At 46.4% G+C, this 21,333-nt stretch carries 15 protein-coding genes; 5 read left to right on the forward strand and 10 right to left on the reverse strand.

Features of this window, described 5'->3' with window-relative positions; genetic code table 11:
* Positions 1–394: 394 nt before the first annotated feature.
* From BCT11_RS18100 to BCT11_RS18135, 8 genes are all read right to left on the reverse strand, one after another.
* The gene (locus tag BCT11_RS18100; protein WP_102388902.1) at positions 395–1,702 is read right to left on the reverse strand and encodes a BatD family protein; all 1,308 of its coding nucleotides are present in this window, start codon (positions 1,700–1,702) and stop codon (positions 395–397) included.
* Positions 1,699–3,444, reverse strand: a complete 1,746-nt coding sequence (locus BCT11_RS18105) for a VWA domain-containing protein (RefSeq protein WP_102388903.1) — start codon at positions 3,442–3,444, stop codon at positions 1,699–1,701. Before BCT11_RS18105 ends, BCT11_RS18100 begins: the two co-directional genes overlap by 4 nt.
* Positions 3,437–4,528 (reverse strand): VWA domain-containing protein, encoded by a 1,092-nt coding sequence (locus BCT11_RS18110; protein WP_102388904.1) that lies wholly within the window; start codon positions 4,526–4,528, stop codon positions 3,437–3,439. Before BCT11_RS18110 ends, BCT11_RS18105 begins: the two co-directional genes overlap by 8 nt.
* A complete protein-coding gene (locus BCT11_RS18115; protein WP_039976351.1) occupies positions 4,521–5,072 on the reverse strand; it encodes a DUF4381 domain-containing protein in 552 nt (183 codons plus the stop codon). The genes BCT11_RS18110 and BCT11_RS18115 overlap by 8 nt, the downstream gene beginning before the upstream one ends.
* Positions 5,073–6,035: a DUF58 domain-containing protein gene (locus BCT11_RS18120; RefSeq protein WP_102388905.1), complete on the reverse strand. Its 963-nt coding sequence runs from the start codon at positions 6,033–6,035 to the stop codon at positions 5,073–5,075.
* A 12-nt stretch (positions 6,036–6,047) separates the two neighbouring features.
* Positions 6,048–7,031, reverse strand: coding sequence for a MoxR family ATPase (locus BCT11_RS18125; protein ID WP_102388906.1), 984 nt, complete (start codon positions 7,029–7,031; stop codon positions 6,048–6,050).
* 65 nt (positions 7,032–7,096) lie between these two features.
* Positions 7,097–8,413: an anaerobic sulfatase maturase gene (locus BCT11_RS18130; RefSeq protein WP_102388907.1), complete on the reverse strand. Its 1,317-nt coding sequence runs from the start codon at positions 8,411–8,413 to the stop codon at positions 7,097–7,099.
* Positions 8,414–8,508: 95 nt separating this feature from the next.
* Entirely contained in the window at positions 8,509–10,026 is a 1,518-nt protein-coding gene (locus BCT11_RS18135) for an arylsulfatase (protein ID WP_102388908.1), read from the reverse strand.
* A gap of 126 nt (positions 10,027–10,152) precedes the next feature.
* Here BCT11_RS18135 and BCT11_RS18140 point away from each other — a divergent pair, with 126 nt between their 5' ends.
* Positions 10,153–11,022, forward strand: a complete 870-nt coding sequence (locus BCT11_RS18140; RefSeq protein WP_102388909.1) for a LysR family transcriptional regulator — start codon at positions 10,153–10,155, stop codon at positions 11,020–11,022.
* Here the strand turns inward: BCT11_RS18140 and BCT11_RS18145 are convergent.
* Positions 11,009–13,360, reverse strand: a complete 2,352-nt coding sequence (locus BCT11_RS18145) for a multiheme c-type cytochrome (RefSeq protein WP_102388910.1) — start codon at positions 13,358–13,360, stop codon at positions 11,009–11,011. The genes BCT11_RS18140 and BCT11_RS18145 overlap by 14 nt on opposite strands.
* A 153-nt stretch (positions 13,361–13,513) precedes the next feature.
* Positions 13,514–15,061, reverse strand: a complete 1,548-nt coding sequence (locus BCT11_RS18150; protein ID WP_042603309.1) for an arylsulfatase — start codon at positions 15,059–15,061, stop codon at positions 13,514–13,516.
* 345 nt (positions 15,062–15,406) lie between these two features.
* Here BCT11_RS18150 and BCT11_RS18155 point away from each other — a divergent pair, with 345 nt between their 5' ends.
* From BCT11_RS18155 to BCT11_RS18170, 4 genes are all read left to right on the forward strand, one after another.
* Positions 15,407–16,972: an arylsulfatase gene (locus tag BCT11_RS18155; protein WP_005437756.1), complete on the forward strand. Its 1,566-nt coding sequence runs from the start codon at positions 15,407–15,409 to the stop codon at positions 16,970–16,972.
* Positions 16,973–17,178: 206 nt separating this feature from the next.
* The gene (locus BCT11_RS18160) at positions 17,179–17,937 is read left to right on the forward strand and encodes a response regulator transcription factor (RefSeq protein WP_102388911.1); all 759 of its coding nucleotides are present in this window, start codon (positions 17,179–17,181) and stop codon (positions 17,935–17,937) included.
* Complete coding sequence (locus BCT11_RS18165; protein ID WP_102388912.1) at positions 17,934–19,274, forward strand: sensor histidine kinase; 1,341 nt, start codon at positions 17,934–17,936, stop codon at positions 19,272–19,274. Before BCT11_RS18160 ends, BCT11_RS18165 begins: the two co-directional genes overlap by 4 nt.
* Positions 19,275–19,382: 108 nt before the next feature.
* Complete coding sequence (locus BCT11_RS18170; protein ID WP_102388913.1) at positions 19,383–21,308, forward strand: TonB-dependent receptor; 1,926 nt, start codon at positions 19,383–19,385, stop codon at positions 21,306–21,308.
* Positions 21,309–21,333: the final 25 nt, after the last annotated feature.

Raw genomic sequence — 21,333 nt, forward strand, 5'->3', positions numbered from 1 at the left:
AATCGAAAAACTTGCAAATTATCATTCCATTTTTGAAGTGTTATTTTATTTGAACATTCCAAAAATGAAATATACATTGATTAAGCCGTCTTTATCAGGGTTAAGACGAAAAGCTTGTCACATGGAAGTGACACTCCATCACGAAAGGAGTTAAAGTGATTTATAGGTTATATAATTTTAAAATATACCGACATTAATATATAGCCTACTAATAAACCTGTTTAATATTGCAATGAAATAGCTTTTAAATAGAAACTTAAAAGATAAGAATTAAATATCTGTGAAATATATTATTTCTTTGCGTCATTTGTAGCACGTTAAAATAGACATTTCATGTACTTATTGCGATTAAAAAGAACAAAAAAAGGACGCTGATTCAGCGTCCTTTTTCGTTTTATTTCTTATTACTTGCCTGCTTATCGAGTTGAGGCAAGGCTTTGGGTATTGCCCACTTCTGGCGTTTTGGCTTCAGTGCTTGTATCCCTTTCCAAAGCGCATTCATCAAGCTTGCGTCCTCTTGCCCCTCATGTAGGCGCTGTGAACGCTTCTGCCAAACGTCAGAGTCATTGGCTTTACTCATTTCAAGACCACCCGTGTTGCTTCTCAGCTGCTTATACAAGCTTGCTCGAGCAGCGCCCCATCGATTCGCTTTCACCATTCGTCTGAACACTAACCATGGCGGCGTAGGACGAGAACGATAATAACGGTGAATGCTCAAGGCGGCGATAACGAGAACAAATAGCGTCACTGCGCAGCCAATCAACCAGCCAGAATAAGCTCTAACAAAGGATTTAAATGTATGCTTGGCTTTGAAGGTCTTACCCTCAATCACCACCGTTTCCAGCTGTTTACTCTTGCTATTCCACCATTGGAACTTGTGTTCAGGCAAGATGAACTCACCGCCTTGTTGAATCACATACACGCTTTCTTCGATACGACTCGATTGGTAATCGCCACGCGTTTGCTTATCGTCTAAGCGGTTTGGTTGAGGGTATGCTTGATAACTGGCAGTAGAATCATTGGATAACAAGTCTGGAAGCAATACTGACAAACTGTCTTGTGCATTGATCGTTATGGTGCGAGTGATTGCATCACCGACTTTCAGCTCATCGTTAGACGTTGCCCATTTCTGATCCACACTCACCTTAGTCGCGGTAAACCATGCAGATTCATCACTGAGCAACCCAGAAGGCATAGACGCTTCGAACTTAATTGGCTGCGTATAAAGCGTACCAGCCACTTTCGAGCCATCAGGCGCAGAGACTTGCACACCAACGGCGACAGGTGGAATCACAAACTGCCCAGAGGCTTGCGGATACAAGGTTATTTCCCAACGCTGACGAGACCACGTTTGTCCCCCTTTACGCTCGGTATAGTTGGTTGCTAATTGGTTACGCTGCTTTGCAATCACGTTAGGGATTTCTACGCTGCCAATGCGTGTACCACCAGTGAACCAACGAGGCGTTGCAACTTCGATATACAAGATCACCTGCTCATTCACACTGAACTTAGGCGCTTCTTTCGTATCTGCTCCTGCCCCCTGCTTGCCAACCCACGCTAATAACTCGACATCATTGCTGCGCTGCAAGTCTTGGATATCTTGTGCGTTCGCCAAGCCAGTAAAAAACAAGGTAAACATCATCAAGATAGTGCTTAGACGCCCAACCACGGAATCAGCACCAAGTTTGAATTCATTCATCATTGTGCTTGCTCCTCTTCTTGTTGCGGTTCTGGCTTCGGCTCCGTTTTCAAGGGTTCACGCAGTTGAATTTGGAATTTAGCGCGCAAGAAGTACTTAGGATCGGCCTCTACGCGTTTTAACCACTTATCCGCCAGTTCTTGGCTGCCAAGGATTTCGTTCGCATTGAGTTTCTCTTTCAGCATTAATTCAGCCGCGGTTTTTTCGTCTGCCCCATCTGCCGTTTGCGGGTTGTCACCCAGTTCAAACGACTCTTCAGGTCCGTCTGTTGTCCCCGCTTGGCTTTCACTGGTACGGTTAATCTCTTCGACAATGCCACCAATGACTTTTAGGTTGTGCTCGACGTCTGGTCGTAATTGCTCACTCAAGGTGTCTTTGTCTGCCAGTGTTTGCAACAAATTACGCGCGGCCAAATACTCACGTTGACGCGCCAACGCACTCGCAGCGTTGTATAAGCCATAGTCTTTTACCGCATCTGATGGGTCGTTTTGCATCTCCAAGAAAGCGGTATGAGCCAGTTTGTATTCGCCTGCGTAGTAATAAGCTGTCCCTTTACGCAACGGATCCGTAAAGTGCTTTGCTGCCTCAAGGTATTCGTTTTTGTTGAACAAACACTGTCCTTGTTGATTTGGCGTGAGCCATAAATCCCACCACCATTGAGACGCTTTATCCCAAACGGTTACCTCTTGCACCACTTCAGGTTTGTCCGCTTTGAGCGAGACCGTTTCCGCCATGGCTTTTGGCGTCATAAACAAAGACGTTGATACCATCGCCACCACACACCATTGCACTAACCAGCCTTTGCGGAACCAAAGCATCATAATGAGAGCAATAGGGAACAGCAGTTGATAACCCATATCTTTCCAAGGCATGGATGATTCGCCATTGAGTTGCATGTTTCGCTCAACAAAACGGTTCAGCTTGTCTATATCGCTGTTGTCTACCGTCACTTCAACAAGGCGTCCACCAGTCGCGCCGGCAAGATTATTTAACGAGTCCAAGTCGACCGGGTTGTTAGAAACAATGTCCGAGTTACCCGCTGCCAAGATAAGCAATTGATAAGGCTTGTCGGCAAAGTAGTTTTTGTAAGCGGTAATGGTTGCCGGGTTGACACCATCCGTAACCAACAGAACCGTAGAACCCGGTTGGCCTTGTAATTGTTGGTCAATCAAAGGCAACGCCGTCTCAGCAAGTTTACCTTCAACTGGCATGATTTCTGGTGTTATCGCCGCTAGAAACGGTTCGAATACTTTGCTGTCTTGCGTCACAGGCATCGCGACATGAGCAGAACCCGCATACACAACCAACCCAGTGCTGCCACCTTTTCTTGCTGCCAATAGGTCACGGATCTTTTGCTTTGAGCGTTCCAAACGGCTTGGCGGAAGGTCTTTTTGCAACATTGAATCGTTGTTGTCTAATACCACCAGCATCGAAGCTTTGTCTTCGCCAAACGGTGAAGCTTGGCGCTCCCAAGAAGGTCCAGCACAGATGATGATGGCAATCGCTACTATCACCATAAGCAGCTTAAGTGGCAGTTGTTTTCGCCAACCATAGTCGCCAATCGTTAAGGCTTTACGTAAATGCTCAGGAAGAATGTCTTTCCAGCTTGGTTTGGCTTCTTCTCGCCATCTTAACCAAAGCAAAAGAAACATTGGGATGAACGCCATTAGCCACATTGGACGAATGAAATGGAACTGTGTGACAAACTGTTCTAGCCCCATGCTAGAGAAAGGAGAATCAAACATGGCGCTCTCCTACTACGTTGTCTGCTTGTGCAGAACCTTCACTGCTCACTGATAGTCGACGACGCTTAAATGTCGCCAACGAGAACGCGGTTAAATACATCGCAACCACCAAAGCCATTAAGTAATGATGCAAGCTTTGCTTGGGACGGTAAGTGGTACTTTCATAAAGCTGGGGCTCTAACTTACCAATCTCATCATAGGCTTTAGCAAGTTCGTCACGGTTGAGCGCTTCAAACGCCTCACCACCGGATTCTTTGGCAATACGTTTGATCGTATTCATATCTAGTGCAGTTTCACCCACGGTTTGTGGATCACCCATTGCAATCACGTGGATACGTACATCTTTGGCTTTCGCGACTTTCGCCGCATCAATCGGCTCAACGAAGCTTCCGGTATCATTACCATCTGTCAGAACAATGGCGACTTTCTCTTTGTTCTCTTCTACGTCGGTACGCGACTTTTCACTTTGCTCAAACACCTTAATCGCCAAGCCAATTGCATCACCTAAGTGAGTACTTTGCCCAGCCATCGCCACATCCGTTTGGTTAAGCAACTCTAACCACACTTTTTGATCGGGCGTGAAAGGGGTTTGAACAAATGCCGCATCGCCAAACAAGATTAACCCTAAGCGGTCGCCTTTGCGCGTTTTGGCAAAGTCACTCAATACTTCTTTGGCTGCATCGAGACGAGAGATCTTTTCACCGGTTTTGGATGTGAAGTCTTGCTCTGCCATTGAGCCAGACAAATCGACGACGACCATAACATCGCGGCCTAAGCTTTCACGCACCTGTGGCTCGCCAAGTACTGTCGGCTTTGCCATTGCGGTCACGACCAAAAGCCAAGAGATGATGAGCGTTGCGCGCTGCCACCAGCTCGGAGTGAGTTGGCTTACGCCTTCTGACGGCGTTTCACCAATCGCATCCACAAGCTGACTAAAGAACGGCACTTTGATGGCCATTTGTTTGGTGCGGTAAGCTGGGACGAGGAAATACACTACCAAAGGCAGCGGCAAGATGATGAACCAAAGCGGATGCTCAAACTCAAAACTGCTCATGCCAAGCCATGAAGCAAGAAGATCACCCATGGCGACCTCCTTTTAATGCACGCGCTTTGTAGGCAAGCGTGCGCTTTTCAATGTTGTGAGCGTTCTCATCGTGCTCTTTCACCCACTCAGTTGCACGTTCAAAAAGTTGTAAACGCTCTGTTTTTTCCAGTTCAACACTTGGGTCAACGATACTTTGCAGCCATCGCTTAGATACTTCATCATCAAACAATTTGTGCTTGGGGTTAAGCTCATCTAACTTGCGCAGGAACGCGGTATCAAACAAGCGAGCATGAGAGCTATCAAGATGGATTAAGACGATTTTCAGAATCGAGAACAGCGCTTTCGGCATGCTGGCGTCATCTGGTGTTAAACGAGAAATCGCTTCAATAGCTTCTTTACGGTAACGGTTATCCCACCAGTGGTGTGCCAGTCGGTAGCCGACATACATGAGTACAATCGCACCGACAATTGCAAGGATCTTCCAACCAATGGTTTGTGGCACCCAGCTGACGCTTTCTGGCACCGCGACGTCATGCAGCTCACGCAGAATATACGTGCTTGGAGGCGTGTGTAAGTCTGTCATTTATCGGCCTCCAACGAGTTTTTGGAATTGAGTAATGTGGTCACCTGTTGTATCGATTTCGATATGAGGCAGCTTTTTGATTGCCATGAGTTGCGCCAGTGATTGACGTTTTAACTGCGCTTTCTCAACCAAACTGGCACTGGCGGCATCGACTTTGGCTTTGCTGTCTAAGTTGAGCTGGTAACGACCATCACCAATCACCCATTTCACTTTCGCCAAATTTTGAGGAAGCGACTGCTCTAGAGGATCGCTTACCATCACCGCTAACACGTCATTATGCTGTTGAAGCTGCTTAAGGTGATCAAGGTGGTGCTCTTCGCAATCGCGCCAATCACTGATGAAAATCAGCGTGGATTGTTTTAGCTTCATCCGTTTAATGAGCTCAATCCATTTACTGAACGTCACTTTGTCTGAATCCAACGAGTCCACATTTAAGCGCTGGTTGGCCTGAGAGAGTCGCTTCAGTTGAGCGAGCAAATCGTTTTGCGAACGCTGGGCTTTGCTGTGGTATAGAGCAGAGTCAGAGGCGATAACAAATCCGACTCGGTCACCGTCTTTCAATACTCGCCAACCACACATAGCCGCGACTTCAGCAGCGACTACAGATTTCATGACCTCGGTAGAGGCAAAAAACATCGCACTGCGCTGATCAACACAAACAATCACATTGCGGTCTTTTTCTTCGGTGTAACTGCGCACATGAGGCTTGCCCGTGCGCATAGTGACTTTCCAATCTAGGTTTCGGATGTCGTCCCCTAGCTGGTAGTGACGCAGTTCTTCAAAGTTCAAACCACGTCCGCGGAATAAGGAATTATGACGACCAGAAAGCACACTGCCCGCTTTCAAGTGAGGCAGCAGGCTGAAGGATTCGGCTTGCGCTTGTAAACGTACTAAGCGTGAGTAATCGCAATACAAGCGAGGATCGAGCCCTTGGGATTGAGGAACAAGCGTTGGCTTTGCCATAGTCCCTCCTGCTTATCCGATTTCTACACAATCAAGCAACTCTTGCACCACTCGCTGGTGATCGACACCATCGGCAAGTGCATCGTAAGAAAGTGAGAAGCGATGTCCCAGTACCGAAGGCACCATTGCACGTACATCATCAGGCGTTACATTGTCACGCCCTTGTAGCCACGCATAAGCGCGCGCACATTTGTCTAAGGCAATTGAGGCGCGAGGACTTGAGCCGATTTCGATCCATTTTTGTAGCTGGGAATCGGCGTAACGCTCTGGTTTACGTGTCGCCATTACCAACGCTACGATGTAGCTTTCGACTAATTCAGACACGGCTATAGAAGGAAGTTGGCGACGCGCTTCAATCACTAATTCAGGCTCGATGTGTTTTGGCGTCACTAGCTCATTACTGGTTTCTGAACCCAACTCTTCACTGCGTACCAGACGAATGATATCGCGCTCGGCTTCATCTTCTGGGTAATCAACAGTCACTTTCATGATAAAACGGTCCATCTGCGCTTCTGGCAATGGATACGTCCCCTCTTGCTCCACAGGGTTTTGCGTTGCAAGCACCATGAACAACTCAGGCAAGACGTGTGTCTTATCACCCACTGTAATCGTACCTTCTGCCATTGCTTCTAGCAGTGCGGCTTGTACTTTTGCTGGCGCACGGTTCACCTCATCCGCTAACACAATGCTGTTGAAAATTGGTCCCGGTTGGAAGTGGAGTTGAGGCTTACCATCCAACTCTTGGTACACTTCGGTACCTGTTACGTCTGAAGGTAATAAGTCGGGTGTAAACTGAATACGACCAAAGCTGGTGTTAAGTAGGTTCGCAAGCGACTTCACCGAGCGCGTTTTTGCCGTTCCCGGTAAGCCCTCTAAAAGTACGTGACCATTGGTCAATAACCCTATCACCAAAGCCTGAACCACATGGCTTTGTCCAATGACGCTTTTTTCAGTTTGTTCGATTAATTCATTAATGGCTTGTTGTGCGTGGTTCATAGTCTACCTATTGAGTTTACGGGAGCCTGAGCGTTAGAAGTTGAGTATAAGACTGAAAGTAATAACTAAAGGTTATATTCGCTATATTCACCTGAGTTGTAAGACTTTATTAACCTTGATATGCCAACCAGAATTGGCAGCGAATGGTCAAAGAACATTTTTATTCCCGGACACAAGTAGTTTAGACCAGCCTCACCATTCGGCGCGGTAAGTAACCGATTTTTTGGGCATTCTCCCCAGCAATACTTCAAATACGGGCAATCAAGGCAGTATTGCGGCAAAGAAGACTTTTTCGCCATGCCAAAGCTGTATTGACGAGTTGAGATTGCAATTTCATTCAGAGATCGGTCATGAATGTTAGCCAGTTGGTATTCCGGATAAACGTAGTGATCACAGCTAAACACATCCCCATTGTGTTCAATCGCTAGGCCTTTGCCGCAGAACTCTGCGCTAACACACAACTGCGAAGGCATCCCCATGACTTGCGCGACAGCGGTTTCGAAAAGGTTGACCAAGACTCTGCCAAGATCGTTGTTCACCCATTCTTCAAATACAGCAATCAGAAACTCGCCCCACTCTTCTGCATCGACCGACCAGTCCGTAACCACTGACATCAAATGTCCCGGCTTTGCTAATTCGCTGCCAAGTTTTGGAGACATGTTTTCTTTCCAGAAATGGGGAGCGGTTTGAGTGAAAGACCGAGGTTCAACACAAGGTGTGAATTGGATATAAGTGACGCCGAGTTCTTGAGTGAGGAAGCGATACACTTCGAGCGGATATTTGGCGTTAAAGCGGTTTACTGTCACCAACGCATTGAATGACACATTATAACGCTTCATCAGATCAACGGCTTGCATGACGCGTTGAAAGGTCGGTTTTCCACTTCGGGTTTTGCGGTATTTATCGTGGATAAATTCAGGACCATCTATCGATAAACCAACTAGAAACCCGTGGTCATGCAGAAACTGACACCAAGCCTCGTTTAACAATAGGCCATTGGTTTGAAGGTCGTTTTCGATGCGAACACCTTGTTTAGCGTATTTGTTTTGCAGTTCGACAACCTTCTTGAAGTAATCCAACCCCAACAGTGTTGGTTCACCACCCTGCCAAGAAAACACAACCTCCTCACCATCTTGGCTTTCAATATAGCTCTTTATGAATGCCTCAAGTGTTGCATCGTCCATTTTTGGTTGAGTGCCTTGATTGAGTAATTCATCTTTGTGCAGATAAAAACAGTACTGACAATCGATATTGCATTTTGCCCCGCCCGGTTTCGCCATCACGTGAAAACGTCGTTCGACTTTATCACTATTAGATACAAACGCCGTTTTTAGGGGAGTTAATGCCATTTGAGTAGTATGAATGTGAGTTTGTTTTTTCATAAAGAACGATCTCGAAAGCAGAAGAAAGTCAGCGCCCAAGTTGGGCGCTGTATTTAAGGACAATAACTAGGGTCTATAGACCTATGGACAAAACGTTATTTCGGAACAAACGAGCCCGGAGCCATACGCGGCGGGTATTCGTTGAAGGTTTCCATGACCTCTTTTACTTTTTCAACTGCAGGCATCATCAAGAATGAACGTTCGTACATCCAACGGTCGTAACCCATACCAGTATCGCCACGCTCAAATGGGTCGATACTCAAATCATAGATTTGTGGTACACGGAGTTTAGTAAATGGTTTCTTCCAGATATCCAAACCGGTTTCGTTTTCTTGAATCAAGAAGTGATATTTGTATTTGCCGTAACGTAAAGCCAATAAATCGCCGTCATCACTCCAGTAAACAAATTCGTTACGAGCAGACTTGTCCGTTTTACCCGTTAGGTAAGGCAGTTGGTTGTAGCCGTCTAAGTGAACGTTGTAGTTCATATCGCCCACTTTCTTACCTTTCAACAGCTCTTCTTTGACGTTGCTGTTGCCCGCCGCAGCGACCAATGTTGGTAAGAAGTCTTCCAGAGACACAATGCCGTTAAACGTCGTGCCCGCTTGGATATGGCCCGGCCACTTAATCACTGCAGGAACACGGAAGCCACCTTCCCAACCGGTGTTTTTCTCACTACGGAATGGCGTCATACCCGCGTCTGGCCACAAGTTGATCATTGGGCCATTATCTGTGGTGTAAACAATGATGGTGTTGTCATCAACGCCAAGCTCTTTAATCTTATTGAGCAAGTGACCAATTTGATCATCGTGTTGCTTCACACCATCGGCGTAAAAACCTGCGCCTGTTTTACCTTTGTAGTCGTCTGGAACGTGCGTGAAGTTATGCATGCGCGTGGTGTTAAACCACGTAAAGAATGGCTTGTCGGCTTTGACTTGTTTCTCGATAAACTTCTCAGCTTCATCTAGGAACTCGTCATCAACCGTTTCCATGCGTTTGCGCGTCAATGGACCCGTGTCTTCAATCTTGCCATCCGCATAAGAGTGGATCACACCACGAGGTCCAAACTTCTTCTTGAATTCAGGATCTTGTGGGTAGTCTACGTTCTCCGGTTCTTCTTCCGCATTTAAGTGGTAAAGGTTACCAAAGAACTCGTCGAAACCGTGGTTGGTCGGCAAGTGTTCATCGCGGTCACCAAGGTGGTTTTTACCAAATTGACCCGTTGCGTAACCAAGGTCACGTAGCAGTGTCGCAATAGTTGGATCTTTCTCAGAAATCCCTTCTTTCGCTCCTGGCAAACCAACCTTAGACAAGCCGGTACGTTTTGGCATTTGTCCCGTGATGAACGCAGAGCGACCTGCCGTTGAGCTTTGCTGAGCGTAGAAGTTGGTAAACTTAGCACCGTCTCTTGCAATGCTATCAATATTTGGTGTGCTGTAAGCCAGCATGCCACCGTTGTAAGCACTCAAGTTCCAGTAACCGACATCGTCACCAAAGATAACGAGAATGTTAGGCTGTTCTGCCGAGTAAGCGGTCGCTGATGCCGCTCCGATCGCAAGCGTACAAGCGTTTAATACCAGCTTCTTGACGCGTTTTTTATCGTGGTTTGCCATAAAAGGGCTCCATAAATCCGTTGCTGCGAATCTTGGTAGAAATCAGATACCAAGATTTGATTAAGATAAAACTTGTTATTTGACGGATAAATAGAGTTCAGATACGTTGATATATAAATTTAGTTTATGGGTAACAAGATGGACTTAAACTTGATTCAAACTTTTTTGGTGGTCGCTGAGTATCAGTCCTACACCAAAGCGGCCGACCATTTAGGCCTTACGCAACCTGCGGTGAGCGCTTCGATTAAGCGGCTTGAACAAGTGGTAGGAAAACAGCTTTTCGTCAAACAAGGACGAGGGATCGCACCCACTTCAACCGCGTATCAACTCATGCCGCAGTTTCGTCAGGCAGTGAGCATCGTAGACAACGCCATTTCAGAAAGAACCACTTTTCAAGCCTGCTGCTCAGAAACCTTACTCCACAGTTTAAATCCGATTGAAAACGTTGTTTTCCACGAGTCTCCACCGGAAAAGTACTTGTTGTTTGAACAAATTCGACAGCAAAAAATGGATTTAGTGATTGATACCATTATCACCAAAGACTCCTCTTTCGTGATAGAAAACGCCTACGATGAACCCGCAATGATCATCTGTCGTCAAAGTCATCCAAGAATCCAAGGGACACTGAGCCGAGAAGATTTTTATCGTGAAACTCACTGTATATTTTCAGGCAAGTGGAACAACACTTCTGGCTTCGAACAACTGGCAAAAGAGCCGATTCAGGAGCGAAATGTAGAGATCGTAACGTCATCTTTGGCGGGGATGGCAATGTATGTTGCACAACGAGATTGTCTAGGCGTTGTTTCTCGATCGTTTGCGATGAAATGGAGTAAGGCACTCAAGTTACAGATCCTTGAATGCCCGATTGAAATCGACCGTATCCCCTATAAATTCGTCTATCATAAGCGTGATGAGCACAATCCCGCTCATCAGCGCTTAAGGGAACAGGTCAAGCAACAACTTGAGTTTGCCCATGCCGCTCCTATTGATTTATAGAGGCTCTTAAACGCTGAATCACATCAGCTGGCGCAAACTCTCCTAGTTGCTTCAAACACTGCTCAAAAGCAAATTCAACAGAGCCATCTTTGTAGTTTCTAGCCAGCACCTCACATTCCGCAAACAAGTGCTGTGGGTTGCCTCCCACTTTGTAAGCGGTGTTCAACGCTTTACTGGCCGCAAGCACGTCTGAGTTCTCCAGAGCGAGCCCATAAACATACCAATACTGGGGGTTTCGCTCTGCGGTTTCCGCCGCTTGTTTTAAGTATTGGTTTGCTTTCACACTGTCACCCACTCGCAACCATGCTAAACCCGCGCTGTAAGGCAAAGCACTCGATTTCGGCTGAGCTTCAATCCCGGCCATCAAGGTTTCTAATGCTTTTTTGTCATTGCCCTGTGCACGATACAAATCGGCTAAGTTTGCATAGCTGTTCTCGAAGTAAGGTTCTATTTCAATCGCCTTTTGGTAAGACGCAATGGCTTTGTCTGTTTCGCCAAGGTCTCGATAGACATTCGCTAGGTTCGTTCGTCCAAAGCCTCGGTCAGCATTAAAGCGTTGGATGGATATGTAGTCTTCCAATGGCTGTTTGATCTTGTCACGCTGCAGAGGATTCATTTCCGGATAATGGCGAACCAGTGCACCTGCGGCTTCTGCACGTACTGATAAGACTGGATCGCTCAGTAATGGTTCGAGGATTTGCCACCGGTCACTGAACTCATAACCAGAAGACCCAGCAACAGCCCCAAGACGAATCATGTCGCTTTCATGCTTCACCGCTCTTGCCAATGACACTAAGGTGTTTTGCCCACTATTGCCGCCCATTCTCTCCAAAGTTGATGCACGAATAATGTCACTCAACGATGAGTCTTGAGCAGAATACGCTAACGCATCAGGCGCACCACGATGACCAATAGAATCGGCGTAGAATGCCACGGCAAAGTGTTGTTGATTGCGGTATTTCGAATTCGGGAACCACTCACCTATTTTCTGATCCGCCCACTGATTGGTTTCGTTTTCATGGCATGATGTACAGACGTTTGGCGTATTGATGTGCTGGCTCAGATCTGGACGTGGCACATGCCAACTGTGGTCACGACGCGGGTCGACTTGCATGTAAGTCGTTTCAGACATGTGGCAAGTGGTGCATTTGGATGCTTCGGTATTTGCCTCATGGAAGGTGTGATTCTCCGGCATGTAGTCAGACGCAATATGGCATTGTGCGCAAACGGCTTCTTCAGGAATTTTTAACTCGGCAGTATGAGGATCATGGCAGTTGGTACAAGTTACCCCTTTCTCTGCCATGGCAGACTGCAAAAATGAGCCATAAACGTAATCTTCATCGTAAATCTGACCATCGTGATAATAGAGCTCCGGTGTAATTAGGCTTAGACGATATTTATCCAAGAAGGAGCCTTTAACATGGTCCGCACTTTCATTTAACTGTGTACGACGGCTATGGCACTGCGCACAGGTTTGAACTTGATGAGTCATCGCGATTTCTTTTGGTTGGAGCGTGCTGTGCCCTTCTTCGTAGACCCACTCTTTTACTGCCATACCTAAATCTCGATCAAAGCCATAATGGTTCGCTGAGGTGATGGTATTCCCAGATTTTTCCGCTTGTTTGGCAAGTTCTACGTGTTCACTGGCTGGGCCATGACATGCTTCGCAACCGACATTGATTTCTGACCATGTTGTTGAATACGTATTGGCAGTTGCATCGTAGTTTTTTTCTAGATTGGTTGAATGGCAATCAGCACACATGAAGTTCCAATTCTGACCCGTGTTCGTCCAGTAAAACTCATCTTTGGGGGTGGTGTCGGGATAAAGATGGAACCAGCGCTGTCCGCCTTCTTGCTTGGCTCTCGAATCCCAAGCGAAAGGAATTAACTGCACACGCCCGTCTTCAAATTCCACCATGTATTGTTGAAGCGGTTCCCACGCAAAGGTGTAGCTGATTTTGTAATCATGCCACTCACCATCAGGCCCTTGGATATTGACCCAATATTCACTCCCTTTTCGATAGAAGCGATTTGGCTTACCTTCAAAAGTGAATGTGTGGTCATCAAAATCACCGAGAACGGATTCCGCATCGGCATGACGCATCGCCATATCGTGATGAGAACCTTGCCACGCTTCGGTTTCTTTCTTGTGGCAATCAATACACGCTTCGCTGCCTACGTAAGTTTGCGTTGAAGAATTGATTGATTGTGGTGCGACCGACACGGTTTCTTGTGCAGAAGCTGACCGTTTAGATACTGTTTCCTGTGCAAACAGAGAAAAACTGACGAGCGCTGCTAGGCCGATCAAAGCCTGCTTCCAACTTGCCCACTGAGTCATAACTGTCCTTGTGTGTGATTCTTTTTATTCTCTAATCAAAGATAGAAGTGTTTTTCCTTTTTAGACAAGCAATTACATGCGTTTTAAGAAAAAATTAAACACAGTGCAAAAAAAAAGAGGCTCCGAAGAGCCCCACATTTGGTTGCAATCAATTTATTTGTTGTGACTTTCCTGCAACTTCTCCATCACTTGATCAAGTGAGAAGCTTGCTGCTTTTTGTCGCGGTGGAAATTCTTCGAACGTTGCCAAGAATTTACCTACATAAGCCTGTGCTGGAACCAGCATGTATGCGTGGTCAATCAGCCAGTCGTAATAAGTGTTAGACGTAATGTCCGCCACTTCGTATGGGTCCATGCGTAGGTTGAAGATCTTAGGCACACGTAATGGCGTAAACGGTTCAGCCCAGATACGTAGTGTGCCTTTTGCGCGCTGCTCTAGGAATACGATCTTCCAGTTGCGGAAGCGAAGTGAACTCAAATCACCATCATCAGTGAAGTAGAAGATCTCTTCACGTGGGCCTTTCTCTTCTTTACCAGTTAGGTAAGGCAAGAAGTTGTAACCATCGAGATGATTCTTAAATGTCTTATCACCCGCCGTGTAGCCTTTCAGCAGCTTCTCTTTGATTTGGTCATCACCAGCCGCCGCCACCAAGGTTGGCATCCAGTCCATGTGGTGCATAATTTCGTTAGAAACGCTGCCCGCTTCAATCTTACCCGGCCAACGTACCATTGCAGGAACACGGAACGCACCTTCCCAGTTGGTGTTCTTCTCACCACGGAATGGGGTTGTACCCGCATCTGGCCAAGAGTTCATGTGCGGGCCGTTATCGGTTGAGTAAAATACGATGGTGTTGTCTTTGATGCCCAAGTCATCCACTTTTTTCAGCAGCTCGCCTACTTGGTTATCGTGTTCTACCATACCGTCGGCATAAAAACTGATGCCAGTTTTGCCCAAGTTTTCTTCTTTCACGTGTGTGCGGAAGTGCATGCGTGTTGCGTTCCACCAGACAAAGAAAGGCTTGTCAGCCTTCACTGCTCGATCCATAAAATCAAGCGCCGCATCTAACGTTTCTCCATCCACCGTTTCCATACGCTTACGCGTTAGAGGGCCGGTATCTTCGATTTTGCCGTCAGCAAAGGACTTAATAACCCCACGAGGACCGAATTTCTTACGGAATTCTGGATCTTTCGGGTAGTCCACATTCTCAGGTTCTTCCTCGGCGTTCAAATGGTAAAGGTTGCCAAAAAATTCGTCGAAGCCGTGATTGGTTGGAAGGTGTTCGTCTTTATCGCCAAGGTGGTTTTTACCAAACTGACCTGTCATATAGCCCAGTGGTTTAAGCATTTCTGCAATCGTTGCATCTTCTGCCTGAAGACCCAAATCTGCCCCCGGAAGGCCAACCTTACTCAAGCCCGTTCTCAATACCGTTTGTCCGGTAATGAAGGTAGAACGGCCTGCAGTACAAGATTGCTCGCCATAGTAGTCGGTGAACATCATGCCTTCTTTCGCAATGCTATCGATGTTCGGTGTTTTGTATCCCATTAAGCCAAATGTGTAAGCACTGATATTAGATTGACCGATATCATCGCCCCAAATGACCAGAATATTCGGTTTCTCTGCTGCGATACTGCTACTTGTCGCGCCGATAAAAGCAGCGGCAAGAATCGCTAATCGGCGTTTCACGCCATAATTCGCTGTCATATAAACCTCTGTATGTAATAGAAAAGTGCATCCTGCACACAAACGTATAGCTCACAAAACAGACTAATGCGAATCAAATAGCATAATTATACTTTGGTTAAAACTAAGGTCTTATATCCCCATTTAGAAAGCGGATTAACGTGACCTGAGTCTCGCTTCAGTTTTCCCCACAAATCCTAAGGTCGAAGCAATCAATTGATAAAACAACAAGTTATTTCTCTACATAACTTATGGTTATAAACACTATAAAGCGACATTCTTCAATTGCATCATTAACTTAATAGCCAACGAAGCATGGGCGGTACCTAAGCTTCTTTTCCAACTTACAACCAATTTGGAGTTTTTATGGCTAACCAAATGAGCAAGCTGGCTGTCGGTCTCGGCGTACTGGCAACCTCAAGCGCAGCAGTGGCAGCAGACAAACCAAACATCCTAGCGATCTTTGGTGATGATGTTGGTTACTGGAACATCAGTGCATACAACCAAGGTATGATGGGTTACGAAACCCCGAATATCGACCGTATTGCAAACGAGGGTGCACTATTTACTGATCACTACGGTCAGCAATCTTGTACTGCAGGCCGTGCAGCATTTATCACAGGCCAAGAACCGTTCCGTACTGGCTTGCTTACAATCGGTATGCCAGGCTCTACTCACGGTATCCCTGATTGGGCACCGACCATTGCAGACCTACTAAAAGGTCAAGGCTACATGACGGCTCAGTTTGGTAAGAACCACTTAGGTGACCAAGACCAACACTTGCCAACTAACCACGGTTTCGACGAGTTCTTCGGTAACCTTTATCACCTCAATGCTGAAGAAGAACCAGAAACTTACTACTACCCGAAAGATCCTGAGTTCCGTAAAAACTACGGCCCTCGTGGTGTAATCAAGTCTTTTGCTGACGGTAAGATTGAAGATACAGGCCCAATGACGCGTAAGCGTATGGAGCACGCGGATGAAGAATTCCTAGAAACGTCACTGGCATTCATGGAAAAAGCCGTGAAAGCAGACAAGCCATTCTTCATTTGGCACAACACCACTCGTATGCACGTTTGGACTCGTCTACAAGAGAAATACCAAGGTAAATCAGGCGTAAGTATCTACGCTGACGGTATGCTTGAGCACGATGACCAAGTAGGTGTTCTACTAGACAAACTTGATGAGCTAGGTGTTGCTGATAACACCATCGTTATCTACTCAACTGATAACGGTGCAGAAACAGTAACATGGCCTGATGGCGGTGCAACACCATTCCACGGTGAGAAAGGTACCACTTGGGAAGGCGGTATGCGTGTACCTCAGCTTGTTCGTTGGCCTGGCGTGATTGAACCAGGAACTAAGATCAACGAAATGATGGCGCACCAAGACTGGCTACCAACACTAATGGCTGCAGCTGGCGTTCCTGACGTGAAAGAGAAGCTAGCGAAAGGCTACAAAGCGAACGGTAAAGACTGGCGCGTACACATCGATGGTTACAACTTCATGCCTTACTTCCAAGGTAAAGAAGAGAAAGGCCCTCGTGAGTCACTGCTTTACTTCACTGCTAATGGTGAGCTAAACGCAGTTCGTTGGAACGACTGGAAACTGAACTTCGCGGTTCTTGAAGGTGATATCTCTAACGCGATTCGCTTCTCTCCAAACTGGCCACAAATCATCCACCTACGTGCTGACCCATTCGAGAAAGCACCGCACGAATCAGGTATGTACCTGCGCTGGATGGCTGACAACATGTGGTTGTTCGTACCTATCCAAGACGTTCTTGGTGAATTCTTCAAGACGCTGCCAGATTACCCAATGCAGCAAGGTCAGATGATGAACCCAGCGTCGATTAGCTACCAATCTCTTGGCCTGCAAGGCAAGATGAAGCAGCTAGAGCAACTTCAGCAAGAAGTTAAAAAAATGAACTAGTTTCTTTTGCAACTACCGAAAAAGCCCACCGATTCAGGTGGGCTTTCTTTTTGTCTCGACCTTCCCCACTTAAGTAAAACTTCTAGACATGTCGCACTTTGAAGGCTCTTTATAAATAACTGATAGCTTTCTCATTCATCACGTTGATTTTAACCAAGTCATTATTGATAATAGTTCGCATTCTCGATAATAAGTGATATATCAACATGTTTAGCCCAACGTCAGTCCCCGTTCAGCCAAAGCCAAACTGGTCATCGAGTTCATCCGTTCCTGCTCCTTCAATCTTATTGGTCGAAGATGACCCAGATCTCAACCTTCAACTCACCCGACTACTTAAAGAGCAACGCTATCAAGTCATCTCGATGTTTTGCGGGGATGAAGCCGTTAAGGCTTTTCAGCAGCAAGACTTTGATTTGGTCATACTCGATGTCAACCTCCCTAACCTCGATGGCTTCGAAGTGCTTAATGTCATTCGTTCTCAGTCACAAACACCCGTAGTTATGCTGACTGCATTTGGCGCAGAAGAATATCGAATTCAAGGTCTTAAATGCGGAGCGGATGATTACATCACCAAACCCTGTAACTTCACCGAAGTGAGTTTACGTATAGAAGCAATTTTACGTCGCACACAACTCATCAAGCAGCCCAATTCCGCAACGCAACTCAGTGAAAGAGAGTTACTTCTCGATAAGCAAACTCACACTGTAACGATCCATCATCGTCCTGAGATGGACCCCATTCAACTGACACCTATTCAATTTAAACTGCTGTGGACGTTAATCGAGCACCGCGAAGAAGTGCTGAGTAAACCCTTTCTTTATCAGACCGTACTAGAGCGTCAATTTAGCCAATATGACCGAGCCCTAGACATGCACTTAAGCCGTATGCGCAAACGTCTTATTGCAGAAGGTATGTCGAACGACCGTATCCAGACCGTGCATGGCAAAGGGTATATTTTCAAATGAAGAAAATGTTGTTCTGGCGACTGTTTGTCGTCTTATCTCTCGGTGTGGTGATCTTCTTTTCTTTGATTCATAGCGCTGCCATTCTTTCTAATGAAAAGATGAGCTACCTTAAGAAGTCCCATCGTCAGCAGATCCTCGATTGGGGCTCTACAGCACAAACATATATCGACCAGCAAGATTGGCAAGGTTTGGACACTTGGTTAGAAGAACTCGCTGCGAATGAGTCTACTTGGGCAACGGTTCTGCAATCACATCTAGACGTAAAAGGCGGCAATCCGCTCAATGAGCGCTTTTGGGAAGGCTACGGCATTGGTCGAAGTGTTGAGTGGAAAATCCACCTCGATTTTCCAGATAATCCAATCATGGAAGTGCCGCTTTCTCCTTTTGGGTATCATTTTCTGATTCTACTGCCCGACCGAATGCGCCCTGGTACTTACATGTCCCATGCGTTTTGGTTGTTCCGTTTTGTAATTCCATTTCTCTCTTTGCTGGCACTTACGGTGTATTTGTACCGTTACGTCATGCGTCCATTACAGCAGTTCCACCGAGCAAGCCAAGCTTTCAGCCAAGGGGATTATTCGGCGCGCATTGAGCAAACCATGAAGTTAGGCAACGATGAAATAAGCCAAGTCGCGCGGACTTTCGACAAAATGGCGGAACGAACCTCAGATGTGATTCAACACAACAGAAACTTAATCGCCGACATGTCACACGAGATACGTACCCCACTCGCTCGTATAGAAATGGCCATAGACTGCGTCGATAAAAACATTGAGCGCGAGCAAATGTTGCAACGCATTAAGAGCGATACTCATAAGATGCGCAGTACAGCAGAAGACACTCTCACCCTTGCATGGATTGAAAACGAACAACCGAACCTCAGAACGGAAGCATTTGACTTAGCAGAACTGGTTGAAATCATCGTTGAAGATGCACGATTTGAATACCCGGATAGGCACGTGTTACTGCAGCAAGACGAATCATTACCTATCAATGACTCCAACCAAATGGCACTCAGCCAATCGTTAGAAAACGTCATTCGCAACGGTTTACGTTATACCCAACCTAATGAAGCGCTAAAAATTGAGGCGCGAAACAGTAGCGAGCATTATCAAATCGTCATTGCCGATTCTGGACCTGGTATCGACCCAAGTTTGTATCAACAAATTTTCAAACCTTTCTTTAAGGCCAATAATCAAGTCGCATCACGTAAGGGCTTTGGTGTTGGGCTGGCGTTAGCGAAAAGGCATATTGAAGCCGTTGGCGGCAAGATCGTTGCCTACAATGCGCCAGAGCGAGGTTTAGTGATGGATATTACCTTGCCCAAACGACGTTAAGCCTCACGCGGAACAAGGATTGTAACAGTTGTAAAAGTCGTTTACTCAGCGTGGAAGAATCACCAAAATCTCACTCGATAATAATTCTCATTAACAATGGAGGTTACGGTGTCTGCTTCAACCGTATTTAAGCTAAGCCCACTTACCATCGCGCTTTTAGTGGCGTCACAAGCGACTTACGCCAAGGATGATATGGAAGTTATCGAGGTGACTGGTCACACACCTGAAGGTGTCGATATCTCGATAGACTCTGACCAACTAGCAAAATCCCAAGCTCAAGATCTTAATGACATTTTCAGAAAGGATGCCGAAGTCAGTGTCGGTGGTTCATCAGGTATTTCTCAAAAGATCTACGTCCGAGGTCTAGAAGATACGATGCTGAATGTCTCTATCGATGGTGCAGAACAATCCGGTAACCTATTTCACCACCAAGGCCGATTATCGATCGATCCAGAGCTGCTTAAGCAAGTCGATGTGAGTGCAGGCGCCGGACGAGCGACAGACGGCCCTGGTGCACTTGGCGGCGCAATTAAATTCACCACAAAAGATGCACACGATCTACTCGCTGCAGACCAAACCTACGGTGCAATGTTGAAAGGTGGCTACTACACCAACAATGAAGGCTACAAAGTATCGGCAAGTCTTTATGGTGAAGTCGCAGATCAACTTGGTTTGTTGGCATCATTCGGTTACATCGATGGTGACAACATTCAAGATGGCAAAGGTGAAGAGCAGCCTTATACAGCGCTAGAACAGCAAGTTGCCCTCCTTAAGCTATCTGGTCAACTCAATGACGAACACTACCTCTCAGTAAGCTACGACTATCGTAATGACGATGGACGATGCTTGAATCGCCCGCACTTCCAACCAAGTTTCAAAAACGAACCTTTAGACCAAGAGACGGACCGCTCGACATTCACCTTAAACCACAAATACAGCGCGAGTGATCTATTCAATCTCGATACGACCTTCTACTACACGGACAGTCGTCTTGCCCACAAAGATCACCCACGTTGGGGAACGAGCGATGGCTCAATTCAAACTTCGGGCGTGAAGATCTTCAACACTAGCAAACTCACCGACCATACTTTGGTTTACGGCCTAGATTACAAGAAAGACAAATCAGAATTTGAGACCAATTACGATGGCAAAAAGGATGATGAAGAGAGAGGCACTGTCTACGGTTTGTTTGTTCAAGACGATTGGATGCTGACAGACGCTCTCATTCTCACCACAGGTGCTCGTTATGATTGGTATGAACTTACCGACAACATGGACCAAGACTTTGACTCAAGTGGCTTTAGCCCTAACGTTGGTATCAATTACAACGCCTTTGAGGGTTTGAACCTATTTGCGAGCTATGCGGAAGCGTTTCGTGGGCAACAAATCAAAGAGTTATTTGTCATCGACTACCGCGAAAATGATCCAAACCGTAAGCCAGAGGAAGCGCGCAACCTAGAGCTGGGTGCAAACTACCAATATGACGAATTCTTTGCTGGCTTAACCTTCTTTGACAGTACCATCAAAGATGTCGTCACCAATCAAGGGGCCGTGTACACCAATGTTGGCGATTTAGATAATCAAGGCATCACCGCTTACCTAGGTTATGCAATTTCAGATGTGTCAGCTCGCTTGAGCTACAACCAATCACGCCCAGAACTCAACGGCACTCCACTTTCGGATGATGACTCTACCCTAGGCACATCTATCGGTGACACTTGGGTGCTTGATCTGATCTATCAGCCGATGGAAACACTGGAGTTTGGCTGGAACGCTCGATTTGTTGAACGTCTAACCGACGTGGCAGATCCAACCGTTCATCCAGAAAAGCCAGGCTACGGCGTACACGATGTTTACGCATATTGGATGCCACTCGCTGACGAAGAGTTATCTCTAACGCTGTCTGTTAAGAACGTATTCGACAAATACTACTTTGACCATGCGTCGTACATGGAATACATCGGCAGTCCTGTCGCCCAAGGCTATGCAAGCCCGGGGCGAGACTTCCGCTTTAACGTGACTTACGCGTTCTAGGTTTGTCTCTTACTTTGGCATTGAG

Source organism: Vibrio sp. 10N.222.52.B12, from assembly GCF_002875385.1.
GTDB lineage: Bacteria > Pseudomonadota > Gammaproteobacteria > Enterobacterales > Vibrionaceae > Vibrio > Vibrio jasicida.